At 30.7% G+C, this 24,096-nt stretch carries 22 protein-coding genes and 1 riboswitch; of the genes, 15 read left to right on the top strand and 7 right to left on the bottom strand.

Features of this window, described 5'->3' with window-relative positions; genetic code table 11:
• Window positions 1–77 precede the first annotated feature (77 nt).
• Together bsdtw1_RS10880 and bsdtw1_RS10875 are read left to right on the top strand one after the other, a co-directional pair.
• Window positions 78–1,064: an HD-GYP domain-containing protein gene (locus bsdtw1_RS10880; RefSeq protein ID WP_183277592.1), complete on the top strand. Its 987-nt coding sequence runs from the start codon at window positions 78–80 to the stop codon at window positions 1,062–1,064.
• A gap of 301 nt (window positions 1,065–1,365) precedes the next feature.
• On the top strand, window positions 1,366–2,850 hold the full coding sequence (locus bsdtw1_RS10875) for a carboxylesterase/lipase family protein (protein ID WP_183277591.1): 1,485 nt from the start codon (window positions 1,366–1,368) through the stop codon (window positions 2,848–2,850).
• A gap of 77 nt (window positions 2,851–2,927) precedes the next feature.
• On the opposite strand, the gene bsdtw1_RS10870 is transcribed toward bsdtw1_RS10875, so the two are convergent.
• Window positions 2,928–3,164 (bottom strand): TIGR04540 family protein, encoded by a 237-nt coding sequence (locus tag bsdtw1_RS10870; protein WP_183277590.1) that lies wholly within the window; start codon window positions 3,162–3,164, stop codon window positions 2,928–2,930.
• Between the two features lie 477 nt (window positions 3,165–3,641).
• Window positions 3,642–3,725, top strand: a riboswitch (cyclic di-GMP riboswitch).
• A gap of 145 nt (window positions 3,726–3,870) precedes the next feature.
• Here bsdtw1_RS10870 and bsdtw1_RS10865 point away from each other — a divergent pair.
• From bsdtw1_RS10865 to bsdtw1_RS10845, 5 genes are all read left to right on the top strand, one after another.
• On the top strand, window positions 3,871–5,841 hold the full coding sequence (locus tag bsdtw1_RS10865; protein WP_183277589.1) for a hypothetical protein: 1,971 nt from the start codon (window positions 3,871–3,873) through the stop codon (window positions 5,839–5,841).
• 464 nt (window positions 5,842–6,305) lie between these two features.
• Complete coding sequence (locus bsdtw1_RS10860; RefSeq protein WP_183277588.1) at window positions 6,306–7,892, top strand: spore germination protein; 1,587 nt, start codon at window positions 6,306–6,308, stop codon at window positions 7,890–7,892.
• A gap of 9 nt (window positions 7,893–7,901) precedes the next feature.
• Window positions 7,902–9,098, top strand: coding sequence for a Ger(x)C family spore germination protein (locus tag bsdtw1_RS10855; protein ID WP_183277587.1), 1,197 nt, complete (start codon window positions 7,902–7,904; stop codon window positions 9,096–9,098).
• Window positions 9,095–9,313: a hypothetical protein gene (locus bsdtw1_RS10850; protein WP_183277586.1), complete on the top strand. Its 219-nt coding sequence runs from the start codon at window positions 9,095–9,097 to the stop codon at window positions 9,311–9,313. The genes bsdtw1_RS10855 and bsdtw1_RS10850 overlap by 4 nt, the downstream gene beginning before the upstream one ends.
• Window positions 9,314–9,336: 23 nt before the next feature.
• The gene (locus tag bsdtw1_RS10845; RefSeq protein ID WP_183277585.1) at window positions 9,337–10,425 is read left to right on the top strand and encodes a GerAB/ArcD/ProY family transporter; all 1,089 of its coding nucleotides are present in this window, start codon (window positions 9,337–9,339) and stop codon (window positions 10,423–10,425) included.
• Here bsdtw1_RS10845 and bsdtw1_RS10840 read toward each other — a convergent pair whose 3' ends face one another.
• The 3 genes from bsdtw1_RS10840 to bsdtw1_RS10830 all read right to left on the bottom strand — a co-directional run bounded on the left by bsdtw1_RS10840 (window position 10,426) and on the right by bsdtw1_RS10830 (window position 12,077).
• Window positions 10,426–10,587: a hypothetical protein gene (locus bsdtw1_RS10840; protein WP_183277584.1), complete on the bottom strand. Its 162-nt coding sequence runs from the start codon at window positions 10,585–10,587 to the stop codon at window positions 10,426–10,428.
• Between the two features lie 157 nt (window positions 10,588–10,744).
• Window positions 10,745–11,443 (bottom strand): YsnF/AvaK domain-containing protein, encoded by a 699-nt coding sequence (locus tag bsdtw1_RS23510; RefSeq protein WP_244638150.1) that lies wholly within the window; start codon window positions 11,441–11,443, stop codon window positions 10,745–10,747.
• Between the two features lie 151 nt (window positions 11,444–11,594).
• Window positions 11,595–12,077, bottom strand: coding sequence for a YsnF/AvaK domain-containing protein (locus tag bsdtw1_RS10830; RefSeq protein WP_183277583.1), 483 nt, complete (start codon window positions 12,075–12,077; stop codon window positions 11,595–11,597).
• A gap of 342 nt (window positions 12,078–12,419) precedes the next feature.
• Between bsdtw1_RS10830 and bsdtw1_RS10825 the strand changes: the two genes are divergently transcribed.
• Both bsdtw1_RS10825 and bsdtw1_RS10820 read left to right on the top strand, forming a co-directional pair.
• Window positions 12,420–13,622: an MFS transporter gene (locus bsdtw1_RS10825; RefSeq protein WP_244638149.1), complete on the top strand. Its 1,203-nt coding sequence runs from the start codon at window positions 12,420–12,422 to the stop codon at window positions 13,620–13,622.
• Window positions 13,615–14,256, top strand: a complete 642-nt coding sequence (locus tag bsdtw1_RS10820; protein WP_183277582.1) for a TetR/AcrR family transcriptional regulator — start codon at window positions 13,615–13,617, stop codon at window positions 14,254–14,256. The genes bsdtw1_RS10825 and bsdtw1_RS10820 overlap by 8 nt, the downstream gene beginning before the upstream one ends.
• 80 nt (window positions 14,257–14,336) lie before the next feature.
• On the opposite strand, the gene bsdtw1_RS10815 is transcribed toward bsdtw1_RS10820, so the two are convergent.
• Window positions 14,337–14,888 (bottom strand): hypothetical protein, encoded by a 552-nt coding sequence (locus bsdtw1_RS10815; RefSeq protein WP_183277581.1) that lies wholly within the window; start codon window positions 14,886–14,888, stop codon window positions 14,337–14,339.
• A gap of 383 nt (window positions 14,889–15,271) precedes the next feature.
• Here bsdtw1_RS10815 and bsdtw1_RS10810 point away from each other — a divergent pair, with 383 nt between their 5' ends.
• Together bsdtw1_RS10810 and bsdtw1_RS10805 are read left to right on the top strand one after the other, a co-directional pair.
• A complete protein-coding gene (locus tag bsdtw1_RS10810) occupies window positions 15,272–15,457 on the top strand; it encodes a PspC domain-containing protein (protein WP_183277580.1) in 186 nt (61 codons plus the stop codon).
• A 73-nt stretch (window positions 15,458–15,530) separates the two neighbouring features.
• The gene (locus tag bsdtw1_RS10805) at window positions 15,531–15,845 is read left to right on the top strand and encodes a nucleotide pyrophosphohydrolase (RefSeq protein ID WP_183277579.1); all 315 of its coding nucleotides are present in this window, start codon (window positions 15,531–15,533) and stop codon (window positions 15,843–15,845) included.
• 244 nt (window positions 15,846–16,089) lie between these two features.
• Here the strand turns inward: bsdtw1_RS10805 and bsdtw1_RS10800 are convergent, their stop codons facing one another.
• Window positions 16,090–17,022, bottom strand: a complete 933-nt coding sequence (locus bsdtw1_RS10800) for a DMT family transporter (protein ID WP_183279786.1) — start codon at window positions 17,020–17,022, stop codon at window positions 16,090–16,092.
• 391 nt (window positions 17,023–17,413) lie between these two features.
• On the bottom strand, window positions 17,414–17,593 hold the full coding sequence (locus bsdtw1_RS10795; protein ID WP_183277578.1) for an H-type small acid-soluble spore protein: 180 nt from the start codon (window positions 17,591–17,593) through the stop codon (window positions 17,414–17,416).
• A gap of 320 nt (window positions 17,594–17,913) precedes the next feature.
• On the opposite strand from bsdtw1_RS10795, the gene bsdtw1_RS10790 reads away from it, so the two are divergent.
• The 4 genes from bsdtw1_RS10790 (at window position 17,914) to bsdtw1_RS10765 (ending at window position 24,073) form a co-directional block, all read left to right on the top strand.
• Window positions 17,914–18,891 (top strand): ABC transporter ATP-binding protein, encoded by a 978-nt coding sequence (locus bsdtw1_RS10790; RefSeq protein WP_183277577.1) that lies wholly within the window; start codon window positions 17,914–17,916, stop codon window positions 18,889–18,891.
• Window positions 18,891–20,405: an ABC transporter permease/substrate-binding protein gene (locus tag bsdtw1_RS10785; RefSeq protein ID WP_183277576.1), complete on the top strand. Its 1,515-nt coding sequence runs from the start codon at window positions 18,891–18,893 to the stop codon at window positions 20,403–20,405. Before bsdtw1_RS10790 ends, bsdtw1_RS10785 begins: the two co-directional genes overlap by 1 nt.
• A 489-nt stretch (window positions 20,406–20,894) precedes the next feature.
• Window positions 20,895–23,057 carry a chitobiase/beta-hexosaminidase C-terminal domain-containing protein gene (locus bsdtw1_RS23505; protein ID WP_244638148.1) on the top strand — a complete coding sequence of 721 codons (2,163 nt, stop codon included), beginning with the start codon at window positions 20,895–20,897 and terminating at the stop codon, window positions 23,055–23,057.
• Window positions 23,058–23,443: 386 nt separating this feature from the next.
• Window positions 23,444–24,073, top strand: coding sequence for a non-canonical purine NTP pyrophosphatase (locus bsdtw1_RS10765; RefSeq protein WP_183277575.1), 630 nt, complete (start codon window positions 23,444–23,446; stop codon window positions 24,071–24,073).
• The last annotated feature ends 23 nt before the right edge of the window (window positions 24,074–24,096 follow it).

Here is a 24,096-nt window from a genome sequence, read left to right as displayed (position 1 = left end):
ATTTAATATAATTCACAAATGCACTGAATTTTATGGTATCTTAATAAATACATGGATGTATTTAAAGAGGTGATAATATGAAGCTAGTTTTAGCCAGTGATAAATTGATAGGTGAGGTTTTAGCGAATCCTATATATACCGAAAGCGGTATAATGTATTTAAATAAAGGGAATAAGATAACTTCTCGTGCTATTTCTATGCTGAAAAAAACAGGGGTTGCTACAGTATATATAGAAGATGGAAATGATGAGTTTGATTTACAGGAAGTACTGGCTACTCCGGCCAAGTTTGAAGCAGTAAAGGCTTTAAAGGTAATATATGATGACGCAAAGAGCAGAGAGTACATAAATGAAATTAAGGTATCTCAAGTTGTTAAAGAAATTATGGAAAATATGAACTTATCTGAAAATGCTGCGTTGATAAGTAATTTAGTACCAAATGATGAAATTTCTAGATTAGCAATCCATTCCTTAGATGTTGCAACTTTATGCCTAATGGTTGGGATTAGAAAAAAATATGATCAGAAAAAAATATTAAAGCTTGGTATTGCAGCTTTACTTCATGATATAGGTAAGTTATTTACAGATGATAAGCATCATGTTAAAAAAGCACAAGAGATATTAAAAAGAAACCCATCAATAATGTCAACAACATATATGGCTGTATATTATATGTACGAAAGAGAAGATGGGTCAGGTCTGTTTGGAGCTATTGGTGAGAAAATACATGAGTTTGCTAAGATACTTGGTATATGTAATGACTATATTAACTATATAAGTGGAGAAAACCCAATGCTACCGCATGTAGCTATAGAAAGAATTACAACAGAAGCAGTAACTAAATATAGCGAGGAGATTTATAAGGATTTTTTACATTCAATATACTGTTATCCAAATGGACTACAAGTTAGGCTTAATAATGGACTTACAGGATTAGTAGTTATGCAAAATAAGGGGGCAACCACTAGACCGGTGCTGGTAGTGAAAAATTCTGAAGGATATAAATTTTGCAATTTAATTGAAGCAGAAAATCTTACGCTTTTTATCGAAGAAGTTATTATATAAAGATGTACAACATTAATATGAAATCCATTTTTAAAACTATTCTGGGTTCTTAGAGGAGAATTTAAAAATGTAAATTTCGTTGCAAAGGTACATCTGTATAAATTAAATAAAGAAAAGATAAAAATCATTAGGATGATTATGGGAAGGAGCTTTTAAGATAGTGTAAAAGTTCCTTCCTTTAAATTTATAGCGATTATAAAAATATAAATTAATATATTTTGAACAGACAGTGTATATTAACATTGAAAGATTAACCCTATAAGCATTATCCAAATACAGAAAAGCTTAGGTGGTGTGTATAATGGGATTGGTAGTTGAGACTAAATGCGGAAAAGTAGAAGGTTTTAATGAAGAGGGAATTAATAAATGGTTTGGAATTCCTTATGCGAAACCTCCTATTGGGAAATTAAGATTTAAAAGAACCGAAAAATGTGTTCCTTGGGATGGAGTAAAAAAAACTAAAAAACATGGTAATAAACCACATCAATTTCTAGATACAAAATTAACAGATATTCCTGCCAGTGAAGATTGTTTGTTCTTGAATATATGGGCACCGCAAGAAGCAAATAATCTACCGGTATTTGTCTGGATTTATGGTGGGGCATATAGCATTGGTGAATGTTCAGATCCTAACTATGATGGAACTAATTTTGCGAAAGATGGAGTGATTTATGCTTCCTTTAATTATAGACTTGGTGTTTTAGGTTTCTATGATTTTAGTATATATGATGATAGTTTTGATTCCAATTGCGGAGTGGCTGATCAAATAGAAGCTCTTACTTGGATTAAAGAAAACATTGCTGCCTTTGGAGGAGATTCAAATAACATTACAATAGCTGGGGAATCAGCAGGTGCTGCATCAGTAATAAATATGTTAGCAGCGCCAAAAGCAAAAGGGTTGTTTAATAAAGCCATTGCTGAAAGTCCTATACCTGGATGCGTTCATAATCGCAATTCCACAAAACTTAATATGGATTTATTTTTGAATGTAATGAAAATAGCTCCAGGTGAAGTGTATAAATTAAAAACTCTTCATGCAGATGAAATGAAATACGCTGCAGAATATTTACTTTTTAATAATTGTAACTTGTACCCAGGAATATTCTTGCCAGGACCAGTTATTGACGATTTAATCCCTGAGCATCCAATAGATGCTATTTCAAAGGGATGTGCAAAAGCAACTAAGCTTATTATAGGAACAAATCATGATGATGGAGCTTTGTTTGTAAAATTGGAGAACACAATGTTTCCGAGTAGCTGGGGACAGGTTGAAAAAATGCTTGAAATTAATCGCTGTGTTGATAAACTTGAAAGCTTACATCAGTTATATGATGGAATTTCCCAAAATGAACAAATGAAGGAATTGGCTAAAGATAGAGCTTTTTTAGTTGATTCAATTAAAGTGGCTGATTGGCAGAGTGGTTACAATGACACTTGGATGTATAGATTTGATTATGCTCCTAGGTTAACTAGATTACTTGGATTAAAGTCTGTACATGGTGTAGAGGTTCCTATTGCATTGGATAATTTAGGAAGGGGAATTATACGTAGGTTTTGGAAAGGTACGTCAAAAGATATTATGTATAAACTTAGAGATGATATGCATACTGCTTGGGTAAACTTTGCAAAAAGTGGTGATCCTAATAGAGCTTTAGAAGTTTTCTGGCCTAAATACAATGCTGAAAGTCGGCCTACTTTTATATTCAATGAAGATAATAGAATTCTTATGGATCCTAGCAACAAAAATTATGAGGTATGGAAAGATATTAACCTATACACTGAATAAAATATATTTTCCTATGTAGTAAATAAAGGGAAGTAAATTCAAAATTTAATTTTAAACTTACTTCCCTTGAAAAAATCCTACTTATCTAATTTGCTTGCCACTTCATCGATAAGTGCTTTTCTATCTTCACCTATAACATTAATTAGTTTTGTAGGCATAAATCCATTCTTGTATATTCTGTCCTCGTTCTTTTCTATTAGAGTAAGAATAGTACTTTCAAACTTTTCATAAGTAGTTAAGCCCTCTCTGTATGAATCAACTACATCTAATAACTTTGTTGCTAATTCCTTAGGGTTTTTGTATACTGCTTTCATTGTTATACTCCTTCTTATATAGATTATGTATTTGCTAATAATAGACCTATAATAAATACAAGATTATTATCGCACCACATATCCTTAAATATTACATAAATATGATACATTGTTTATCTGTTTATTGCAAATAAAAATCAAGATTAATTTAGTGAAATTTAAAAAAGTTAGGAGCTGTTAAAACATGGTGTCGAAATTAAATATTTAATTTTCCGATGACTTAATTAGTTTACACAAAGAATTAATATGATATTTTCACTTTTATATTTTATTAAACAAAATATAAAAGTGAAAATATAAATAAATATTATTAACAAGCCATGCTAAAGTGATGAAAGCTAAAATGAGGTGATATGTAGTTAGGTGATATATTAAATTGAATTAATTTTTCAATCCAAAAAAGTTAACAGTATTGTAATATTTTCTTCACAATTTTGTCATATTATGATATAATTTTACATACTACATAAAATATACCATAGATAAAGGCAAATCTACTGAAAGGTAGAGACGCAAAGCTACGGGCCTAAGGTTATTGACTATGGCAGCCGGGTTACCTAAATTGTATAGTGATATGCTTTTACTAAAAACTCACTTTTTTATTAAGTAAGCGGTCTATATCTATGGAATTGTTTGGGGGTGTTTAACTTCAAAAACTAATACCATAGATTTTTTTAGCTTATTTTTAATGTAAGGGGAGTTTGAAATGAAAAAAAGAAAGAACATAAGCATAGCTATCTTAGTTATGTTTTTAGTGCAATTGAGTTTTGGTATTGGGGTACCAAAGGTTGCGATGGCAGAAGAGGTTAATTCATCTGTTCCTCAATTTTTAGATAGGAGAAAAGAAACTGTAGATTTTGTTTATCAATATAAAGATAAAACTATTGTTAACAATGCAGTTATCATTGACAATAATATAAAATTTTTTGTTGAAGAAAATGGACAAAAGCATATAATATCAGATGACTTTAATCTTTTAAGGTATCTAAGCTTTATAGGCGTTTATAACGATAATGCTTATGTAGTTTCAGATAAAGATGAGAAAAGCTCAATATATAAAGTTGATTTAAATACTTACAAAATGGAATATGTAAAAGAAGTTCCAAAGTACGGGGATGGACAGGCTTATGTAGATAAGATAGTCATAGATTCAAATGGTGTATTTTGGTATGAAGCTGATGAGCACAATATTCCAACATATGATTCTAATGGGAGAATATTATATAATAATACAAAAAATATAATATATAATGATAAAGGATTTTCATATGAAGATATCAGGCTACAAAAAGATGAACAAACCTATGATAGTTTTGGGCATCTTAAGGAAAGTATAGATGGTAGCCTGTGGTTTAATAAATCAATTAAGTCAGGTACAGATAATAAGGTTTATAAGATTTCGAAAGATGGTTTGGTAAAAGAATATGCAATTAATAATACTAAGCCTATGGTTATATATAATGTATATCCTAGTACTGAGAGTTCAATAATTTTAGTTGGTAGGCAATTAGTAACTGGCTCTAATGGGAGTACTATTGAAGGAGAAGCAATAGTCCAGAAGTATAAAATTAATAGCGATACTCTTGAATTAGAAAAGGAATTCAAGTTTCCAGATACCTATACCTATTCATCGCGTGATGTTAACGGAAACGTGTGGATAAATCAAGATGGAGTTATTTACAAGTTGGAAGGTAATGAATTTATAAAAAAGTATATCGTTGATAGTGGATTAAAAGCTCTAGAGGTTTATGATGATAAAAACTTAGTTGCTTGTGGCATAGTAGGGTTTGGATATACACCAATATCTATTCCAGAAACTTCTGGAAATTCTGTAGATAATAGCAGTGGCACTAATAATCAAAATACAAATACTACTACAAATAGTGGAACAAATTCAGCAAATAGTACAGGTTCTAGTAACAGTGGTACAACTACGAACAATAGTTCAACTCCACAATATACTAATAAGGAAAAGTTCAATGTGGATGTTAGTGGTGCAAATGCTGTATTGACATTAGATTCTAAGCAAATATCAAAAGACACTGAAAATACAGTAGTTCCAACACTATCAAATAGTGTACAAACTGTAGAAACAAAGTTTGATGCTGCAACTACCAATGGGGGAAAAGGTAGTGTAAAGGTTACTGCAAATAATGTTAGTTTAGTACTTCCTTTTTCAACTATAGACTATAATGGGGTAAACAACGGGGACTATATTAAGTTAAGAGAGGCAATTGTAAAAAATGATGATTCCTTAAATTCAATTAAGGATATTGGGAAGTTATTTGATTTTAGTCTTGAAATGTATAAAAATGATGGAACAAAGGTAAAAGACATTCATATCTTTAAGAGTGGAAAAGCAACTATATCAGTAAAGCTTACAAATGATGAAATTAAAAATTTAGATATAAATAAACTTTCTGCTTTCTATTATAATGAGAATACTAAATCATGGGAGAATGTAGGAGGAAGTTATAATAAAGAAACTATGACATTTACTTTTCAAACTAGTCACTTTAGTAAATATACTATAGCTCAAATAAATGGTACACTCCCTCAAACTGGTGCAATAATAGACTCTACCAGTATAATGCTAGCTGCATTAATACTTATATTAATGGGAAGTACTGTTTTAATGAAAAGAAACATATCTAAGATAAAAACATCGCACAGATAAAACATCTGGTTAGGTATCTAACAATGAGAGTATTCAAAATACTCTCATTGTTTTACACAACACAGTGTTTAACTAATGTTTGAAGGATTAGGTGAATGTATAAGAATTAGTTTTAAAGTAATTAAAATAAATGTGAGTTAGCTTTAAGCACTGGAGCTCTTTGTCTCCAGTGCTTTTTTGTATTGTAGTGTGACTATGTTTAAATAGCAAAGTGCTTAGATTTCATTAACTTATCTAACTGATAGTTATTTTTTGATAAGTAATGTTTATGTAAGATACATTACGAACTATTTGTAGGGGGGATGGGACATATAAATTCACTAAAGTCTATTAGTATTGATGTGTATTAAAGTCGTTGTTTTGCTTCACAATATGTACCTATAACATGCTAGATTGATATTAGAATATTATTATCAATAATACACAAAATATATTTAAATTTAAAATATCGAGGTGTTTTTGATGTGAGCACTTTTTCAAAAGATAATGAGAATCCAAAACCTCAGTGTGATGAAAATAAAGAAGAAAAAATAGAGAAAAATCCATTGAGTAAGTCTCTTTCAGATAATTTAAATGCAGTAAGACAGTTGTTTTCAAATTGCAGCGACGTTGTATATAGAGAATTTGTTATAGATTCAATTAAGCTTAATGTAGTGCTAATTTTTATAAATGAGCTTGTGGATACTCAGTTAATTAATGAAACTACAATACCTCCAATTATGAATATGAGACCTACGACATCGTTATATACACCCTTTGTTAACATAGTGGATACAATTAAAACTCGTTTTTTAAATACTGCAAATGTAAGTGAAATAGTAAATGTTCATGAAGTAGAAGAAAGCTTACTCAACGGTAGTGCAGTATTATTAGTAGACAAAGAAGATAAGGCTTTAAAAATAGCCATTCCTGGGTTTAGGGGGAGAGATATATCTGAACCAACTATTGAAAAGGTAATAAGAGGACCAAAAGAGGGGTTTACAGAGAATATTAGTGTAAATACTGCGATGCTTAGAAAAAAGATAAAATCTTCTAAACTAAAGTTTGAGAATTCGGTTATTGGAAGACAGACAAAGACAAACATTCATATTGCATATTTAGAAGGTGTTGTTGATGAAAAGGTGCTTAAAGAACTTAGAAGTAGGCTGGGTAAAATAGACGTTGATGCTATTCTTGAGAGTGGATATATAGAACAATTAATACAAGATACTACAAAGAGCATATTTCCACAAATTCTTCATACTGAAAGACCAGACAGAGTAGCAGGAGCAATTTTGGAAGGTAGAATAGCTATATTAATAGATGGAACACCCTTTGTTTTGATTGTTCCAACGACAATGGTTCTTTTTTTACAAACTAGCGAAGATTATTCAGAAAGATATATTATTGCATCGTTTATAAGAATAGTAAGGTTTATATTTTTTATTGTTTCATTATTACTACCTGGCTTGTATGTAGCAATAGTTTCTTATCATAAAGAAATGGTTCCTACTGCATTACTCATTAGTATAATGGAATCCGCTAAAAGGGTTCCATTCCCAGTGATTGTTGAAGCGTTAATAATGGAAGGTACATTTGAGGCGTTAAGAGAAGCAGGAATAAGACTTCCTATACCTGCAAATCAAACGGTGGGAATAGTTGGAGCACTTGTAATTGGAGATGCAGCTGTTAAAGCAGGTGTTATTTCTTCTATTATGGTCATTATTGTTTCTATAACTGCTGTAGCCTCATTCGGTATTCCTTCTTATGATATGGGATATTCCATTAGAGTTTTAAGATTTATATTAATATTACTTGGAGGGTTGTTTGGGTTATACGGAATTTTGCTTGGACTTCTTATAATATTTATTCATCTAGTAGGCTTAAGATCATTTGGAGTAAATTATCTTTCACCAATCGCACCGGTAAATTTAAATGAGCTTAAAGACTCGTTTATTAGGTTTCCTAAGTGGGCAATGATAAAGAGACCGGCTTCTGCAAAAGAAAAAAATCGTCAAAGGCAAAGTGAGGGTCTAAAACCGGAACCGTCTAATAATGACGATGAGGGGTGAGTAAATAAGATGAAAATCAGAAATAAGTTTATATTAGTTAATACATTAATTTTTATGTTCTCTACTGTGTTAACCGGTTGCGTAGATAAAACTGAGCTAAATGAAATTGCACTTGTTATTGGAATTGCAATTGATAAGGATAAAGATGATAATTCTGTTCTTGTGACATTGGAACTTGCTAATCCCAGTACTACAAATAGACAATCTGGAGATTCAACAGGGAAAACAAATAGTTCAATTTTACAAACAAGCAAAGGAATAAATTTTTCTGATGCTTTGCAAAACTTTACTCAAGTTAGTTCATTAGCCATAGACTTTACTCATATTCAAGTTATTGTTATGTCTAAGGATCTGTGTGCTGAAGGAGTTTCGGGAGTTGTAGATTATGTAGCAAGAGATCGCCAATTTAGAAATTTAAACTGGATTTTCATGGCAGAGGATAGTGCTAGAGAAATTTTAAAAACTAAGATACCTAATGATGACATTACTTCATTAGGATTAGCAAATATGATGAATAAATTAAGAAAGAAAGGATCCATAATCCCTATCGATTTAAACAGGTTTATAATTGGCTTTCAAAGCCAAGCGAAAGCAAGTATAGCACCAGTGGTACGAGTAGAAAAAACAAAGGAGGAACCACAAGGAAGGATAAAGATTGAGAAAACTGCTGTGTTTAAAAATGACCGATTAGTAGGTGTGTTGACAACAGAAGAATCTAAATATTTATCATGGTTTCATAGAAGAATAAAGGGAAATTTAGTTGTTTCTCCTATCACATCAAATTCAAATAAAGAAGATATCATTGTTCAAATTTTTAAGGAAGATACAAAAATTGAAACAAAAATGAATAAGGACAATATTAGTTTTGAAATTAAGTGTATCGCAACCGCTGAAATAAAGGAACTTAGTAATCTTAAATTAGACTCTTCGGTAATGAGCAGAATAGAAAATAACACTGAGCAAATATTAGAAGAAAAGTTAAGTGAACTAATAAATAGATGTCAAACTAATCTTAATGCTGATGTAATTGGATTTGCTGAAATTATATATAATAATAACCCTGAAAAATGGGCTAGTATGAAAAAAAACTGGGATGAGATATTTCCTACAATGAGGTATAAAGTTAGTTTTGATGTAACTTTCAGAAAGGTAGGAATGATAAAAGATTCTCCTATAAATAGTATTGAGGAGGGGCAAGTTAAGTGACGGGGTTTGTTGTTATTTTAGCTATTATAATAGGCATTATTGAATGCATACCTTTAATTAAAAGAGGATTAAAAAAAGAAATGTATGTAGTAGCATTTTTGTTATTATTTGCTGTGAGTATTCAAATCTTAAGTAAAAATAAAATTCTTATATTAAAAGATTTAATAGAGAGCGTTCTTGAACCAATTGGGAGAGCATTTTTTAAGGCAATGTAAATATAGAATGGAGTTGTATAAGGTTGGAGGAAAAAGGAATTATAAATACCAATCAATTTATCTGGTTACTTTTTTGTATAATAACATCTTTTACGGTTTTACATACACCTGGAATATTGATTGTTCAATCAGGAAGGGATGCTGTCCTTTCTATTATCTTAGCATGGATATTAGATGTGCTTTTAGCAGTAGTATATGCATATATGGGGATTAGATTTCCTGGTCAGAATATGGCACAATATAGTATGACTATATTAGGCAAAAAGTTGGGAAAAGTTGTAGGTATGATGTTCCCTCTTTTCTTTTTTATAGTAGCAGTTTTATTACAGAGTGGTTTTGCTGTACTTCTTCATGCTGCTTTTTTTCCAAAGACTCCTGTAGAAATGATTCTTCTTTGCTCTTCAATTACAGTAGCATATGCTGTTCTTAAAGGAGTTGAGGTCATGGGAAGAGTATGCGAGTTTTTTGGTCCAATCTTTTTAATAAGCTTAATACTATTGTTTGTATTGGTTATTCCAGACTTACATTTAGAAAATCTTAAACCACAACTAGAACATGGGTTTTATCCCACTATTTCTGGCGCCATATTAATAATATCATTTATTGGAATATGTATCATCATGGGGTTGTATATACCAATTTGTGATCATCCTGAGAATGGATTTTTTGCAAAGTTTTCAGCGGTGAGTATGGGAGGGATTACAATATTTCTAATAATTGTTGCTAGTATAGGAGTTTTTAGTATATCACAAGCTAAGAATATGTTTAGCCCAAGTCTTAGACTAGCGAGGTATGTACATATAACTGTATTTATTGAAAGATTAGAAGTGATTTGGTTAATGATCGCAATTGGTGCATTAATTATATCTGCAGCTGAGATGATATGGGCATTTTCCCTGCAAACTGCTCAAGTGATAGGACTAAAAAGCTATAAACCTCTCATTTTACCATCAATATTGCTTTCTTTTGTTTTATCAGCTACTTCCTTCAGAAACAGTATAGATCTGTTTGATTTTATAAACTTCAGTTATCCAATAATTGCAATGTTTGTTGAAACAGGATTAGAAATGTTTTTGTTCTTTTGTGCATTAATATTAAAAAAAAGAGGGTAGCTATTGATTAGAAGAAGTATCTTTATTTATTGTATTTTTAACTTCATTTTTATATTTATTAAAAAGATGTTTTTGAAACAGATAGGCAGTTACACATCCTGATACAATTAATGCTATACCAACAATCAGAGAGAGTAAATTAAGTAGCCCTATTTTATTCATATAAATCCTCCTAGAATAGTTAAGTAATATAATGTTATGATGTCCGTTAAATACTATTTTTATTATTAAGAAAATAAGCAGTCTAGAAAGTTTCAATTATTAGCCTGCTTATTTCAAATTAAAATTTGAACTATTAATTTTTTGGAAACTTTAGTATTTAAGAATGTTTAGAATGTGATTTGTTTACAACTTTTGGTGAACCAGTTATTTTTACTTTAGGTTTTTCTTTTTTTAGGGTCTCCTCAAAGTGCTTGATTTCTTTAATATGTTCTCTGTGTATTGAAACATCTTCAAGTGCAACCTTGTGCTTAGTGAAATCAACTCTTTCTTCATTTAAAGGAATTCTGATGATTTCTGATGGCGTATTTTTTATCTTTCCTGAAGAGGAATCAAATGTTCTTTTTTCAATCACAAGCTCTTCACGTTCAATAGGAACTGTGAAGGTTTTTTCTACAGTTATAGTTTCTCTATGAGTTTTTACATCACCTGTTTTTAGCCATGTTTTAGCGATATTAAGCTGCTCTTCCTTAAGTTCTAGAGTTTCAGTTTCTATATCTTTATAGGTCATATTTTTGGATAGTGTTATTCCGTCATTGTATGACCCTACTCTTTGTATTGAAAGAAATTCAATAAAGTCTCCTGTGAGGCCACCAAGAATAACTCCTAATAATAAACCTGCAATAATCTCGTTTAGCGGAATAAATGCAAAGGTGGAATTTAAAGCTGATATAATTAAAAGTCCTGACGTATCTAAAAAGCCAAGTATTGTTCCAAATAAACCTCCAACTACCATACCTATAGTAATTCCATTATATACTCGTACGTTCCCTTGTTCTGCTGAAGACTTCTTTTCCATACCTTCACCTCCAATTTATTTATCGAAATCCATTATGGAAGCTCAAATTACACATCTATGACTTTTATAAGTATACATAACTTAATAGTTAAAGCTGAATTTCTATAAAAGCACCCTCAATCATAAGTACAATTTGAAGGTGCCTCATAAATTATTCTTGTTGATTGTTTACATTGTCTACTATAGTAGGATTTCCTACCTTATTTATAGTAGGTTCTTCGTGCTTAAGAGTTTGGTCTATATGTTGAGTTTGCTGTACTTCACGTTTATGAGCAGTAACTTCTCCTGTCACTACTGTATTTTTAGTAACATCCACTCTTTCTTCACTTACAGGAATTCTAATTGATTCTTGTTCTTTAATAGGAGTATTACATGCTTGATTGTTTAAAGATTTTCTGTCAATAACAACTTCTTCGTGTGATACTGGAACATCCATGCATTTATGCTCTTCAACAATCTCTTTACCAAGTTCAACTTCGCCTTTTTGTACTTTGTTTTTTGATACATTAAGTTCTTCTTTACGGAGTTCAACTCTTGCGTCGTTTTTGCCGTGTTTTCCATTACCAGTAGCACTTCTTGTGGCATTGCTTGAGGTATTGTCGTCATCTCCAAATAATCCGCTAAATATTCCCATGATAGACACCTCCATAAATTTTTATATTTTATACGTTAATATATTTTCCTCGTAGTAAATTTATTATCCTATTGGAATGTTGGAAAATCAGAAAGAAATAGTTTAAGAAGATTATGTATAAACGAATTATTATTACTTAAAAACTTATTGAGTATATTAACAATAAATAATATGCTTTTTTGTTGTTCAAAAAATGTGTGTTCCTCACAAAGCTAAAAGTTTTATATAGAAACTTTATATTTATCATTTACAGATAAATGTAAGGATTGTATAATAGTTTACTGTGAGTAAACTATTTACTTGGCGTAAATAATTTTTTAAAAAATTTTTGGAGGTGCAACATTGAAAAAAGAGTATGGTTATAAAAAGTTTCCTTTATTTATACTTATGATCAATCTTTTTATAGCCTTGCTAGGACAAGGTATGGTAATTCCTATACTGCCTGATTATCTGAAACAATTTAATGCTGCTGGCTCTGCAGCTGGATACCTAGTGGCAGCCTTTGGAGCTGCACAATTTTTGTTTTCTCCTATAGGAGGAAGACTTTCAGATATGTATGGTAGAAGAAAACTTATATTATCTGGTCTTTTTCTTACTGTGATTTCAGACTTTATATTCGCAATTTCTCATAAGTTAGTTGAGTTATATATAGCAAGATTTATTGGTGGAATAGGACTAGGAATAATGGTTCCTTCAGTTCTTGCTTATGTGGCAGATGTAACAACAAAAGAAACTAGAGCTAAAGGCATGGGATACTTAAGTGCATCAATGAATCTTGGGATGGTAATTGGGCCTGGGATAGGTGGTATTATTGCACAATTTGGAATAAGAGTTCCGTACTTTTTTGCATCAGGATTAGGACTTGTAGCAACACTTTTAACAATTCTGCTTCCTGAAACACTTTCCATAGAAAAGAGAGATTCTTTAAAATCAAAAGAAAAACAGGAGAATATTGTTAAACAGCTTAAACAATCTGTACATACTCCATATTTTAAATATCTATTATTAATATTTGTGATGACTTTTGGATTGGTAAACTACGAAACTGTATATTCATTATATGTACAACAGAGATACGGCTTTGCAGCTGATAGAATATCTATTTTGATAACTTTAGGAGCTGTTATTGGAATTATTACTCAAGTTGGACTAATTGATAAAGCTATTAAGTTTTTTGGAGAGTATAGACTTATAAGATTCTCGTTATTTATATCATCGGTAGCATTGCTATTAATGCTTATAAAAGTCAATTTTGTATACTTATTAGGGATTTCTTCAATATTTTTCGCCTTTAATTCTTTCTTGAGACCAACGGTAAATACGTTGTTAGCTAATGAAGCAGGTGATCAGCAAGGATTTGTTTCTGGACTTAATACGACCTACACAAGTATAGGAAATGTTGTTGGACCAATAATGGCTGGAAACTTATTTGACAGTCATATAAGTTTACCATATACTGTGGGTAGTTTCATTCTTATAGGAGCCATATTTTTGACTAAAAATAATAACAAAATTAATATAAATGAGGTAGTTAAAGATGAGTGAGTCCTGGCACAAAAATTTAAAAAATAAGAATCGTGCTGAAATAATAACAGCAGGTAGAGAGCTTTTTCTAAAGAATAATTTTATAAATGTAAATATAAAAGATGTATGTATGCAAGCAGGAGTGAGTAGAGTAACTTTTTATAAACATTTTAAGTCAATAGATGAGTTAATATTTGAAGTTCAAATAGATATTTTAGAGTATATGACTGACAGTATATCAGAGGCTGGTAGGGTTGGAATTAATGGATTAGAAAAACTTAAAAACATGCTTTATGCTTGGACAGACTTTGCAAGGGAAAATAAAGATCAAATGAAGTTTATAACCTTATTCGATCTTTATTATGAAGCTTATGATTCAAATGAAGAATTGAAAATGAAATATGAAAACTTTACTAAATTAGAAGATAACAATTTTTTAGACAATATTATACGTAGTGGTATTGAAGATAGGTCTTTTAAAGAAGATATAAATATAATGAAAACAGGATTCTATATATTCCAGACAATGATGGGAGTATTACAGAGAGTGAGTTATACAAAAATACCGGTTGCATGCGAAGGAATAACGTCAGATGATATAGTGTTATCAATTGTTGATATGATTGTAAATTCTGTAAAAAGTGAAGAAAAATAATTGAAAGCATATAAATTAAATGACTCAAAGATGAGTCATTTAATTTATAGTTTAAGCATACTATAAGCAAAATCAATTATTCAAATGGAAATAAACTCTGATAAGTTAATATCTCTAATTACAGCATCTTTTTCAGTTTTTCCATATACATTAATTGACTGTAAGTCTAAATCATTATCAAGATAAAGTGTCCATAATCGCACACCGTTTATAGAGATAAGTTCAGGATTAATAATTTCATCATTTACTTTAATTTCTACTTTCGATATATTATTATCCGCAATATATCCTGTGATTAGCTTAATGTTATTATTAAGCTTATAGTACCCACTGGACAACAGAACACTACCTCCATGTCCGCCAAAAGTTGTATTAATACACTTCCATCCGAACAAAGTCTTTTTAACATATGCATGAGATAATGTAAAACCTTTTTGACTAATACTATCTTGTGTGAATACAATTACTTTGCCGTCGTAATAATCTTTTTCACTTACAATTTCATTAACCTTAGAACCATATCTTTCAATAGCACTTACTGCAGTTGATGAACTTTGATTTTTTATAGTAACAAAACCAATTAGTGAACATACAATTAGCATTGACATTAAAATGAAAAATATCTTTCTCATAATTCACTCCTTTGAGAAATAACTTTGTTTTAATCACTTATATAAATTCAAATACTTCGTGAAATAAACATAATAATATATATTTGTATTTTTTTATATAATGTTGAATTGTTGTGATATATAATTATTTAATAAGAAATATAACTGTATATTTACGATGTGTAAACTCTGAACATTAAATTGCGAATTTTAAAGATATAGGATATTATTTTCGAAAATACATTAATTGAGTTTTTGTAATAGAATCTTAATACAAGATTATCATAAAAATATGATTAGATAAATAAGTTATTTGTTAATATTAGGAAAAATATTTTGAGATTATTTACTAATTTTACATGTTATCTCATAATAATAATCATAATTAAAACTAGGGGGAGTATATGAATAAAAAGTTATACAAATCAAATTCTAATCGTATGCTTGCAGGGGTTTGTGGCGGAATAGCTGAATTCTTTGATATCGATGCAACAATTGTACGTGTGCTATGGGTAATATTTGGATTAGCAGCAGGAAGTGGAATTTTAGCATATATACTTTGCGCATTTATAATTCCAAGTGGAGATTAATTTACAAAAGGTCTTTTGAGCCATATAAATCTCAGAAGACTTTTCTATTATATAAGATTAAGGAGAAAAACCAATGAATGATGTAATTGAAAGAATAAGAAAGTTTAGAAACGATAGAGATTGGTCGAAGTTTCATACCCCTGAAAATTTGGCTAAAGCTATAAACATAGAAGCAGGTGAGCTTTTAGAACATTTTCTTTGGGATAATAATTATAATAAAGAAGAGGTATGTGATGAACTTGCAGATGTCCTTGTTTATTGCTTACATATGGCGGATGCTTTAGATGTAAATATTGAAGAAATAATAAATAATAAAATGAATAAAAATGAGAAGAAGTATCCAGTTGAGAAGGCTAAAGGTAATAGTAAAAAATACACTGAACTATAAAGAAATATTATGTTTGAATTATGTTTAAATTTGGCGTTGCAAAGAGTCAGAAATAACTTCTGAAATAAACTATTGTACAGTTTGTTCATAGTATATAACTACATTTCTTTAATACATATGTATAGTGCTCAAAATATATCGTTGATACATAAAAGAACTCTGTAAATTAAGTTTTTTACAGAGTTATTGTTATATTAAAAAAATTGTAATTTGTTATTAAATATATTGGTGATTATAGACAAGTTTATGAGGAAATCTCACTACATCCTTTTTTCTGTTCTGGAGTTTTTTTAGTAAGAGATAAATATATTATTCCAAATATAATACATCCAGTCCCAATCCATTGTACAAATCCTAAATTAACATGTAACCAAAATATAGATAATACAGCTGCAGACAATGGTTCAATTGAGGAAAGTATGCTTACTTCAATTGGCTTAATATATTTTAAACTTTCTAAATAGCAGCAAAAAGCAATAAGAGTACCAAAAAGGACCACAAATATAACAGCTAAAATTGAACTAATAGACCATTGGCCTGTACATATCCAAGGCTTCTGAATAAAGCTAAAGCCTAATCCTCCAATTAGCATTCCCCAACCAACTACTGTTATTGAATCAAATCTAGTGAGAAGATAAGCCGGTTGCAAAGTATAAAATGCAGCAGCAAAAGCTGAAGTTACACCCCAGAATAATGCTAGTTTAGAAATAGATAAAGTACTAACATTCCCTTTTGTTATTATGAGAAATGTACCAACTATGGTTAAAGTAATTACTATAACTTCTCTTAAGCTTGGAGCTCGTTTGGTTCTTATAGTCATATAGAAGGTTATTATAACTGGATACAAATACTGAAGTATTGTAGCTGTAGCGGCATTACCATATTTTATTGCTGCAAAATAGGTATACTGTACACCTAACATACCCAAAAGTGCAAAACATATAAGATTAAATATCGTATATTTTGAACTCCAGATTTTACGTACATTCTTGTTGCCTCTTAAAGTTGCAAATGACAATAAAACAATTCCAGAGACTAATAGACGGATAACTACAAGCCATTCCGGACTAAAACCTCTCTGCTGAAACAGGTATTGTGCCACAGTACCTGATACTCCCCACATCATTGTTGAAAAAATTACAAGCGCAAATCCTTTTATCCTAGGTTGAGATTTCATCATATTTTCACTCCTTATGTAAAGAGTTCCTATATGGAAAGTTAATTTATACTTGTTCGAAAATCCAGGCTTATTGGGATTTTCGGGCATGTGTAAATTAATAGTTGAGTTAGGAACTCTATATTACTAAATATATTATTAAAAAGTTATTTCGAATTTTAAAGGTTGTCCAAATCACAAGTTAAATTATTTCTAGATAAATATAAATTAAGTTAAAGGCAGAAAAATGCCTTCAAATAACAAGTATACACAAATATAATGCTTTACTCAAATTAATATTTTATTGAAGTATCGCTTTGAGAAAATTAAAAGTTGAAAGAAGCTAAAAAATTAATCAAGCAAATGGTGCTATCCTTTAAGAGGTTATAATGATAACATCATTTGCTTGATTTTATTGTTCTTGAAGTGAACCTAAAGGTACTTCTTGTGATCCCGTTGGTTGATTAAGTGGATGTACATAAGCTATATCTTTGGCGCTGTCTAATTTTTCAATATAAATCTGTTCACCTTTATATGTAACATTTATTACATCTGGTGAGGAAAGAATTTCTTCTGCTCGTTTTCTATCCATTTTAAAGCCTCCTTTAAAAATAAATTACAAAGGTAGCATTTGCTTATGAATGATTAAATATTCTGTACCTTATTGAAAAATCACCTTAGTTACCTTTAAGTAACTAACAAACTTAAAAGTTCATTATTGCAAATGTATGTTCGCTAATCTATTATATAAATATAAGTTCTTTTAAAAATTTAATAGAAGAGTATTCAAAATATTATTTTTTAATTTTATTTTTTATAGATAATGGTATAGATTATAAAGAAATTAAAATATAATTTATAGATTAATCAGAAGAATTTATATAGTAAGTGAAAGTATAAGGAGTAAATTAGATGATTAAATTTGAAAATGTATCTAAGTGCTACGATAATGTAAATAAAGCAGTTGATTCTTTAAATCTAACAATTGAAAAAGGGGAGTTTTTTGTTATTATCGGGCCAAGTGGATGCGGGAAAACAACTACACTCAAGATGATTAATCGTTTGATAGATTTAAGTGAAGGCACGATTTATTTAGATGACAAGAAGATAAGTGAATACAATATTCATGAACTTAGATGGAATATAGGATATGTATTGCAACAAATAGCACTTTTTCCACATATGACTATTGAAGAAAACATAGCAATAGTTCCAGAATTGAAGAAATGGGACAAGAAAAAAATCAAAGATAGAATAACTGATCTTTTAGAAAGTGTGGGCCTAGAACCAGAAAAATATCGACACAGAAAACCATCAGAGCTTTCAGGTGGTGAGCAACAGAGAGTAGGAGTAGTTCGTGCATTAGCTGCTGATCCAAATATCATATTGATGGACGAACCTTTCAGTGCATTAGATCCAATTAGTCGCAAAAAGTTGCAGCAGGATATGGTAAAGCTTAAAAAGAAAATAAATAAAACCATTGTGTTTGTAACTCATGATATGCAAGAGGCTTTAGAGCTCGGAGATAGAATTTGCATAATGCAAGAAGGAAAGATAGTTCAATGTGATACTCCAGAAGCAATCATTAATAATCCTAAAAATGATTTTGTAAGAAACTTCTTTAAATCTGCAAATGTATATCGAGCGTCACTTTTTGAATCAGATTACAGTGTGAAGGATTTAGTAGACGAAGGATTTATTGGGGAGATTGGGGACAAGGAAGGTGTTGGTTACGTCAATGCTGAGGAGTCACTTGAAAAATTATTTTCTATACTTACAAAAGAAGAAAATATTAAAATTAAGCAGAATGAAAAAATTATAGGAACTTTAAATATGGAACATTTAGTTAAGTTTGTAGCTAATAAGCTTGAAAAGGATGGTGAAATATAATGAATACATTTTTTTCAACGCTTTTAGAACGCAAGGGACAGTTAGGTACAGCATTACTTCAACATATGCAAATTTCATTTATAGCTATATTTATTGCGGTAATCATAGCGGTGCCGCTCGGGATATATATAACAAAACATAAGCGTCTTGGTGAGATTACGATACAGATAGCAGCAGTCTTTCAAACAATACCATCTCTTGCTTTGCTTGGAGTTTTAATTCCACTAGTAGGTATTGGAAAGGTACCAGCAGTAATTGCTCTAGTAATTTATGCCATCTTACCTATACTAAGAAATACTTATACTGGGATTAAGGAAATTAATTCTGCGTTGATTGAAGCTGCGGATGCAATGGGGATGAATAGCAGTAAAAAACTCTTTAAAGTTCAAATACCATTGGCAATGCCGATTATAATGGCAGGTATAAGAACTTCAATGGTGATGATAATAGGAACTGCCACACTGGCTGCATTAATTGGAGCAGGTGGTCTTGGAGATTTGATTCTTCTTGGAATAGATCGTAACAATAATAGTCTTATTCTAATTGGAGCAATTCCAGCAGCCTTGCTTGCTATTTTGTTTGATGTGGTATTGCGTTATCTTGAAAAAGCTACACTGAAAAAATCCATTGTAGCAGTTGGAGTGGCTATTATTATGACATTAACTATAATTTTAGTTCCATACCTAAGTACACAAAAAAATGAGATTATAATTGCTGGGAAGCTAGGGTCAGAGCCTGAGATTTTAATTAATATGTACAAACTAATGCTTGAAGATGAAACCAATTTACATGTTACCCTAAAGCCTGGTATGGGAAAAACTAGCTTTTTATTTAATGCACTTAAATCAGGCGATATTGATATATACCCTGAATTTACAGGTACAGCTCTTGAAACCTTTGTTAAAGAAAATACAAAAAGTCATGATCCTGAAGAGGTTTATGAGCAGGCACGTGTTGGCATGGCAAAGAACTTTAATATGGAACTTCTAAAACCTATGAAGTACAATAATACTTATGCTATTGCAGTATCTCCAGAGCTTGCAAAAGAGTATAAACTAAATAAAATATCTGACTTAAAAGATATTGAAAAGCAGATTAAGGTGGGATTTACTCTTGAATTTTCTGATAGAGATGATGGATATAAAGGACTTCAAAAAGTATATTCAGTAAACTTTAATAATTTAAAAACAATGGAACCTAAATTAAGATATAGTGCTATAAAATCAGGAGACATTAATCTTTTAGATGCATATTCTACTGATAGTGAAATTGTTCAGTATAATCTAAAGGTTTTAGAAGATGATAAGCAATTCTTCCCTCCATATCAAGGGGCACCACTTATGCTTGAAAGTACACTTAAAAGGCATCCTGAGATAAGTACTGTTCTTAATAAATTATCAGGTAAGATAACTGATGATGAGATGGCTAAAATGAATTATGAAGTAAATGTAGAAGGAAAAACAGCTCAAGAAGTTGCAAAGAACTACCTACAAAAAGAAGGATTGCTTAAATAAGTTTTATGTTTAGAGTTATTTATATTTAATGAGTTTAAGCGAGGAATTAATATGATTTTCTACTATTTTATGACCTAAAATGTTTTTTGAATTATAGACCTTAAAAGGATTCACTTATTAAAGTGGATCCTTTTTTACTGTAAAGAAAGGGTTATATTTTTATGTTTGATAAACCTAGGTATTTTAATGGGTTTAGATGTTTTTTATGCCTATACAGTAAAAAATAAAACGTATTTGCTAATTTTACTAAAAATAAATAGAGTTTAATGCAAAAGTTATTTAAATTCAAAAAATAGATTAAAATTACATTAAAAATCACTTCATGTGGTCAAATGATGTAGAATAGGCTGGTAGATTAGGGTATAATCAAATTGAAAGAAAATTCAGTTTCACTATTTAAATGGAGAATGAGAGGCTCTGCTTAAGTTTTAATGCAGGATCTGTTCATTTCTAACTATATAAAAAAACAAAAGTAAGGAGGATAGGGAAATGAAATCAAGAAAAATCAGTAGCTTTTTCATTGCAACTATAGTTATTGCTTCATCTTTTAGTTGGACAACCTATGCAAGTACAACTACCTCAGATACGACATCTAAGCGGTATATAGTTAAATTCAAAACTAAAGGCGTCGACAGAGGTAAGCTAATCTCAAGTTATAGTGGAAAAGTTAAACGTCAGTTTAAGCATGTGGATGCAGCTGTGGCTGAAATAACACCACAAAATGCAGCAAAGCTTTTAAAGGACTCAAGCGTAGCCTACGTCGAAGTAGATAATGTAGTAAAGGCAGCGGATACTACATTTTCAAACTGGGGAGTAAGCGATATAAATGCGCCTACTTCATGGCAATCTGGATTCACTGGAAAAGGTGTAAAGGTTGCTGTTATTGATACAGGAGTTGCAACACATTCAGACTTATCTATAACTGGTGGTACCAATGTAATTAGTGGTTCAACAACGACATCTTTTTCTGATGACAATGGTCATGGAACTCATGTTGCTGGAATAATAGGAGCACAGGGTGTAAATGGAGGCGTTAAAGGAGTTGCTCCGGATGCTTCGATTTATGCAGTAAAAGCTCTTGATTCATCAGGTAGTGGATATACATCAGACATAATTTCAGGTATAGATTGGGCTATTGAAAATAAGATGGATATTATATCCATGAGCCTTGGATCAAGTCAATCAGATAGTTCACTGCAGAATGCTGTGGATACAGCATATAATAGCGGAATATTAGTTGTCGCAGCTGCGGGAAATGATGGAAATGCTGATGGTACTGGAACAAATGTTGAATATCCAGCAAACTACTCTTCAGTGATTGCAGTTGGAGCGGTTGATTCTACAAATACGAGAGCTTATTTTTCTTCTACAGGAAGCAAGGTAGAGGTAAGTGCACCAGGAGTTAACATAACTAGCACTTACTTAAATGGAAGCTATGCTCAAATGAGTGGTACATCCATGGCTACACCTTTTGTGGCAGGAGATTTAGCATTACTTAAACAAAAATATCCAAGCTATACTAATATTCAATTGAGAAATTTATTAGATAGTAATATAGTTGATTTAGGTGTTAGTGGAAGAGATTCCTCATATGGATTTGGTTTGATACAAGCACCAATTAATACCGCAGCAGTTACTGCACCAAGTAAGCCAGTGGCAAATATTCCAGGAGGATCTTATACTTCAAGTCAGGTAATAGCATTAAGTGATGCAACATCAGGTGCGTCAATATACTATACTATTGATGGGACAACCCCAACTGCACAAAGTAATTTATATACTACACCTATAACAATAAGTTCAACCTCAACACTAAAGGCTGTAGCAATAGATTCAAGTGGTAATTCTTCAGAAGTGCTTAGCAATACATATACTATAACTTCACCAGTTGTATTGCCTGCTAAACCAATAGCTAATGTGCCAGCTGGAAACTATAGCACAAGCCAAACAATAACTTTAAGCGATAAAACAGCTGGAGTAGCAATATACTATACTCTTGATGGAACAATACCTACTTCAAAAAGCACTTTATATTCTGGGGCTATAACTATAAGTTCAACAAAGACACTTAAAGCAATTGCCATTGATGCTAGCGGTAATTCTTCTGAGGTTATGAGTAACACTTATGTTATAAATGGACCAGTAGTTATACCTACACCTACAGCAAATGTTCCTTCAGGCACATATAAGGCACCTTTGTTTATTAAACTTTACGATATGTATCCAAAGCCACTTAAAGCTTTTTATACATTAGATGGAAGTACTCCAACAATTAAGAGTTTACCATACATGGGATATATTAATATAACTGCCTCTTGTACTCTTAAGGTTATAGCTGTAGATTACAATGGAAATGTATCAGGAGTATTGAGTAATCAATATACTATAATTAAACCTCCATCAGATCCAATAGTAAGCGTTCGAAGTGGTATATATAACAAACCTCAGACTATTACATTAAGCGATAGTACACCAGGAGTAAAAATTTACTATACTCTTGATGGATCTAAACCTACAACAAATAGTTCTGTTTATAAAGGTGCTATAACTATAAGTAAGACAGCGGTTCTTAAAGCAATTGCGGTTGATACTACAGGAAATACTTCATATATAACTACTTCTTTTTATATTATTATTGGAAGCTATAAATAGGCCAGTTGCATTAAAATCTAACAAAGCAATTTAGTTTCCATATCTGGACCTGAGATTACAATGTGGACAGGTTATGACACCATAGCATATTAAGAGGTAATTAGTGATAATAAAAAGATAAGCCGATGATTAAATAACTATCATTGGCTTATCTTTCTTACTTCATAGAAAAATACAAAACTTTTATGTCGGTTAAACCTAGATATTTTAATGATTCTTGAGGTCTTTTAGGACTATACGGTAAAAACTTGGTTGCTGTGAAAATAAATTAAACAGTAATGTTTTCAAAAATAGAAAATTATCATTTTATAATTCAAAGAATGACTTGGAATTATATGATATAATTACAAATAATTAATAGATTATAAGAATGAAGGGATAGTTTTATGAGGTTAATATATGGTACATATAATCCATCAAAGCTGACAAGTATGATTAAAATGCTTGATGGCCTCAATATCGAAGTTACAGGCATTGGCAGTATTGATTTAAATCTGAAAGGATCTGATGAAACTGGGAAAGATCCTTTAGATAATGCTATAGAAAAAGCCACTACTTACTACGAACAGCTTAAGATACCTGTATTTTCATGTGATACTGGTTTATTCTTTGATGGTGTAGAGGAAGAAGATCAACCTGGTGTATTAGTGAAGAGGATTCATGGTGAGGATTTATCCTACAGAGAAATGGTTGATTATTACAGTGATTTGGCAGCAAAGTATGGAGGCAAACTAACTGCATATTATAAAAATGGCATATGTTTATATATAGATAAGGATCATATTTATAAGTATGACGGTGAAGATATTTGTTCTGAGAAGTTTTATATTGTAGACAAGCCTCATGAAAGATATAGAGAAGGGTTTCCATTAGATACTTTATCTGTAGATATAGAAACTATGAAATATTATTATGATTTAGAAGATGAAAAAAGTGAAAGTTTAGGAGTTATTTTTGGATTTAGAGAGTTTTTTATTAGAAGTCTTGATGATTATTTACATAGAAAAAATATATAGTATTTAACAAAGTCAATGGAGGG

Source organism: Clostridium fungisolvens (assembly GCF_014193895.1).
GTDB lineage: Bacteria > Bacillota > Clostridia > Clostridiales > Clostridiaceae > Clostridium_AR > Clostridium_AR fungisolvens.
This window is presented reverse-complemented; position numbering and strand designations above follow the sequence as displayed.